A 4,311-nucleotide genomic window follows, 5' to 3' on the forward strand; every position below is an offset into this window, starting at 1 on the left:
GGGGAAAGCCGTGGGGGGCGTCTGGGGGCCCTCCAGGCCGCTCTCCTGGCTCACCTGGACGATGTGGGGGCGCGGTCGCTGCTGACGTTCCATTCCACGACGCTGGACGCCATGGTCATGGCCCGCACCACACCGGACACCGCAGCCGAGCTGCACGCCGATGACCCGGCCCGCTACCCCGCCCGGGTCTCCGCCGAATGGCTGTCCGGGGAACACGCACCGGCCTACCGGCGGCGGGTCCTGGCCCGGTTCGCCGACGGCCTGGACGAACACGGCTACGTCGCCGACGCCCAGATCCTCGCCTCCTGCCAGGTCCTCGCCGAAGGCGTCGACATCCGGGGCCGCGCCGGGGTGGACGGCGTGGTACTGGCCGACGGGCGGTCCTCGCCCGTGCAGGTCGTGCAGATCATCGGCCGCGCCCTGCGCCAGGAACCCGGGGAGGGGAAGGTCGCCCGCATCATCGTGCCCGTCTTCCTGGAACCAGGTGAGGAGCCGGACACGATGATGACCTCCCCCGCCTACCGCCCCCTGGCCCAACTCCTCGCCGGACTGCGGGCCCACGACCACCGGTTGATCGAGCGGCTGACCGAAGCCGCCGGGCGCGCCTCGGGAACCGCGTCGGACACCATCGCCCTCGATCCGGTGACAGCGGCCGGGCAGGAGAGCGGGGAGGACAACGAGGACCAGGAGCACGACGCGGGGGAGCACCAGGGCCGGGGGGCGGCGCCGGTGCTGCGGTTCTCCCGCCCGAGGGACCCGGCCGCCGTGGCGCGGTTCCTGCGCACCCGGGTCCTGACTCCGGAGAGTCTGGGGTGGCTGGCCGGGTACGACGCGCTGCTGCACTGGATCACCGAGCGGGGCAGCGCGGAGGTGCCCGCGGCGGCGACCATCGACCTGCCGGGGAGGCCCGCGTATCGGGTGGGGGCGTGGGTGGTCGAACAGCGCCGCGCGCTGCGGGAGGGAACCCTGCGCCCGCACCGGTATGAATTGCTGTCCGAGGCGGGGTTGGTGTGGGATGTCGCGGACGCGAAATTCACGAACGGATTGATCGCCGCGCGGTCCTATTTCGAGGAATACGGGACGCTTGCGGCGCCGCGTGACGCGGTGGTGGACGGTTTCCCGATCGGGCAGTTCCTCGACAATCTCCGAAAGCGCCAAATGGTCCTCACCGAGGAACGGGACGCGGCGTTGTCCGCCATCGACCCCCACTGGAACCCGCCGTGGTCCCTGGCGTGGGAGCGGGGCCGGGTCGCTCTCGCGATGCTGTTGGAGGGTGAGGAGACCGTGCCGGAGATCCCGCCGGGCGTGCGGGTGAACGGGACCGATGTGGGGGCCTGGCTCCGGCGCCAACTGGTGGGCTGGGCCGGCCTGGACGACGCGCAGCGCGAGGCGCTGGCCAAGCTCGGGATCCCCGCACCCACCACCGCCGGGGCGGGCGGGGACGGCCGGGCCGGCGCAGCAACCGGCGCGGCGGCCGGGGTGCCCGGCCTGGCGGGCCTGGACGCCTTCGGGCGGGGCGTGGCGGCCCTGCGGCAGTACCGGGACAGGGAGGGGCACCTGACGATCCCCCGGGGCCACGAGGAGGTGCTGCACCCCGCGCCGGGCGAGAACGGCGGACCGGTCACCGTGCGGGCCGGAGTCTTCCTCACCAACAGCAAGACCCGGCGGGCCAAGCTCAGCCCCGAACGCCGGGCCGCACTCGCCGACCTCGGCCTCGAATGGGCGCAGGGGTAGCGCACCGCGCGGAACAGCCCGCCGCCCCTCCTCGGGGTGGCGGGCTGCCGTCTTGGCTCGATCGGTCACTCCGGTGGATTGCTCGCGTTGCGTGCGGCGAGCTGCACCATCCACTCCTCGTAGGCGGACAGGTAGTCATCGGCGACTGCCCTGCCTTTCGCGAGCGCTTCCTCGCTCGGGGCGCCGGGGTGGGCTACCGCGCAGCACATTCCGCGTGCGAAGAAATCGAGCAGCTTCTCCCGCTCCCGCGCTGCTTCCTCCCGGGTCGTGATCGGGTCAGGCGAAATCACAATGTGCCTCCTGGTCGGTGTTCATCCGTCATCACGCGGCCCACCCCACCGAAGAGACGTACTCGTACGCCTCGCCGTCGGAGCCGAGGTCGGCCATGACGTCGTCCCAGACGGCTTCGAGGCCGGTGGTGTCACCTTCCGCCCAGGCGTCGACGGCGGTGGCCCAGGTGGTGGGTCGGAGGGTGATGCGGCGCACGTTCAGGTCGCGGCGGCGGCCGGGGGCGACGCGGGTTTGGTCGACGGGGTCGATCTCGATGCGGGTGCCGCGCCCCTCGCGGGCCAAGCGCCGTTTGATGTGGGCCACGACCCGTTGTCGGCGCAGTCCCCAGTAGGCGCGGTCCAGTGCGGCGCGGCTCTTGGGGCTCGGGGAGCGTTTCCCGGCCGTCCAGGCCGCCAGGGCGCGGCGGCTGATGCCCTGCGCGGCCATCGCCTCCCGCCCGGCCTTCGACGCGGTCAGGTAGCGCAGGCGGGCCGCGATGCCGCGCTTGGTGTCGGGTCCGGAGGCGATGCCGGTGACCATCGCCTCCAGCCCGGCCGCGAGGGCGTCGGCGCCGTGCAGGCCGTCCGCGTTGTACTTGCGCCACTCGCCCCAGTGGGTGCTGTGTGGCATCACGCCACCTCCGTCATGGTGTAGGTCACCGGTTCGCCGGTGCGGGGGGTGGTTTTGACCTTCATCTCCGACAGCCCGGTCCCCTCGGTCCACACGGTCCGCCAGTCCCCGGCGACGTGGAGTTCGTCGGTGCCCACGATCGAGACCACCGTCAGGCTGGCGGCGGCGGCCTTGTGGGCGCGGCGCCACAGGTTCGCGAACGCCTGACTCCTGATGATGTGGGTCCAGTCCGGGCGCATCATCTCGCGGTTGGCGCTGCTGTCGCCGATGGTGGACACGAAGCGGGAGTACATCGCCTTCAGGTAGGTCAGGGTGACGTCGTCGCCGGTGGCGATGGCGTCGGTGCGGGCTTCGGCGAGGGTCTGCCGCAGTCCGTCGAGCAGGGCCTCGGTGGCTCCCGAGGTCCATGATTCGTGGATCCGCGGGGTCTCGATCAGCCGGTGCTTGGGTCCGGCGAGTTGCAGGAGCAGGCGCAGGGTGGGTTCGGTCACCCACACCGGGCCGGTCTCCTCCCGGTCCCCCAGGGGGTTGGGGGCGGTGGGGTGGTGCCAGGCGGGCGGGTCGATCAGGTGGACCCCCGCCCGGCGGCGGTCGTGCCCGCCGCCGGTGGTGTGTTCCAGGCGGCCGATCGGCAGATGCGTCTTGAGCGCCGACAGGTAGGCGGCGTTCACATCCAGGGCGGTCACGGTCAGGGGGCCGTCGGGGGAACGCCGCAGACCAGGGTGCCGCCAACTGGGGCGCGCTTCCCAGATCAGATTCGCCTCGCCCTTCGCAGGCCGCTCGAAGATCTGCGGCAGGCTGGGGTAGGAGGTGTGCTCGTAGCGGGCGGTCCGCCGGGTCGCGGCGAACAGCTCCATCACATCCGGGATCGCCTTCTTGATCAGAGCAGCCGCAGCGGCGTCGGTGTCGCCGCCGGCGCGCTCCAGCTCGGTGCTCACCCGGGCGGCGATCCGCTCCCGCAACTCGCCCCGGGTCGCCTCGGCCGTGGTCGTGGTACGCCGCTGTTGGTGGCGGCGGTGCGACTCCCGCGCGGCCCGCGCCGGCGACGACTCGGACACGGCAGGGGCAGCAGCCCCGGGTGCGGCCGACTCCGGGGCCGGCGGGGCGGGAGCGGGGTAGCGGGCGGCCAGGCCGTCCAGCAACCGGCCGTAGGCCGCGCGGTGCTCCCCCGACGGATCGGTGACACCGGTCTCCCACTTGCGCACGGTCTCCGGGGTGACACCGATCGCGGCGGCCACCCGGGTCCGCGTCAGACCGGCCGCCGTGCGCAGGCGCTCCCGCTCGGCCGGGACGGGCAGCGGGCGGGCCTCCTCGAGGAGGGCATCGATCGGGTCGAGAGGACCGGTCACTGCTCTCCCCTTCCGGGCCGGCTGGTGGTGATGGTGGCCCGGGTGCCTCCGAGGGTCGCGGCCCGTCGGTGGGCGGGCAGCCTGCTCAGGGCGTGGTCCACCCCGCACAGCAGGTCCGGCACGGGGATGCCGTAGTGGGCGGCCAGCGCGTCCAGGTCCGCGAGGGTCCAGGGGGTGGCGCCGGACTGGCGGCGGGAGATCTCTACGCCGACCTGCGCGGTCGGGGCGGTCGGATCACCGCGGCCATCGTTCGCCAAGCGGTCCGAAGCCAGTTCAGCCCCGAGCCACAGGGCGTCGCCTCGGATACCGGCCAGAAGCAGCCGACCAC

The 4,311-nt window shown here is 73.3% G+C and carries 4 protein-coding genes and 1 pseudogene; 1 reads left to right on the forward strand and 4 read right to left on the reverse strand.

Annotation, left to right across the window (positions count from 1 at the left end):
- Positions 1-1,734, forward strand: a 1,734-nt coding sequence (locus tag FOE67_RS18140) for a helicase associated domain-containing protein (protein ID WP_228474011.1), incomplete at its 5' end; no start/stop codon positions are given.
- Positions 1,735-1,799: 65 nt separating this feature from the next.
- Here the strand turns inward: FOE67_RS18140 and FOE67_RS18145 are convergent.
- The 4 genes and pseudogenes from FOE67_RS18145 to FOE67_RS18160 form a co-directional block, all read right to left on the reverse strand.
- Positions 1,800-2,024 (reverse strand): hypothetical protein, encoded by a 225-nt coding sequence (locus FOE67_RS18145; RefSeq protein ID WP_182665586.1) that lies wholly within the window; start codon positions 2,022-2,024, stop codon positions 1,800-1,802.
- A gap of 31 nt (positions 2,025-2,055) precedes the next feature.
- Positions 2,056-2,634 carry a transcriptional regulator gene (locus FOE67_RS18150; RefSeq protein WP_182665588.1) on the reverse strand — a complete coding sequence of 193 codons (579 nt, stop codon included), beginning with the start codon at positions 2,632-2,634 and terminating at the stop codon, positions 2,056-2,058.
- The gene (locus tag FOE67_RS18155; RefSeq protein ID WP_323385008.1) at positions 2,634-3,983 is read right to left on the reverse strand and encodes a helix-turn-helix domain-containing protein; all 1,350 of its coding nucleotides are present in this window, start codon (positions 3,981-3,983) and stop codon (positions 2,634-2,636) included. The genes FOE67_RS18150 and FOE67_RS18155 overlap by 1 nt, the downstream gene beginning before the upstream one ends.
- A pseudogene (locus FOE67_RS18160) lies at positions 3,980-4,311 on the reverse strand (hypothetical protein); the annotation flags it as partial. The pseudogene FOE67_RS18160 and the gene FOE67_RS18155, both read right to left, overlap by 4 nt.

The organism is Streptomyces calidiresistens (assembly GCF_014141525.1).
In the GTDB taxonomy this organism is placed as follows: Bacteria; Actinomycetota; Actinomycetes; order Streptomycetales; family Streptomycetaceae; genus Streptomyces; species Streptomyces calidiresistens.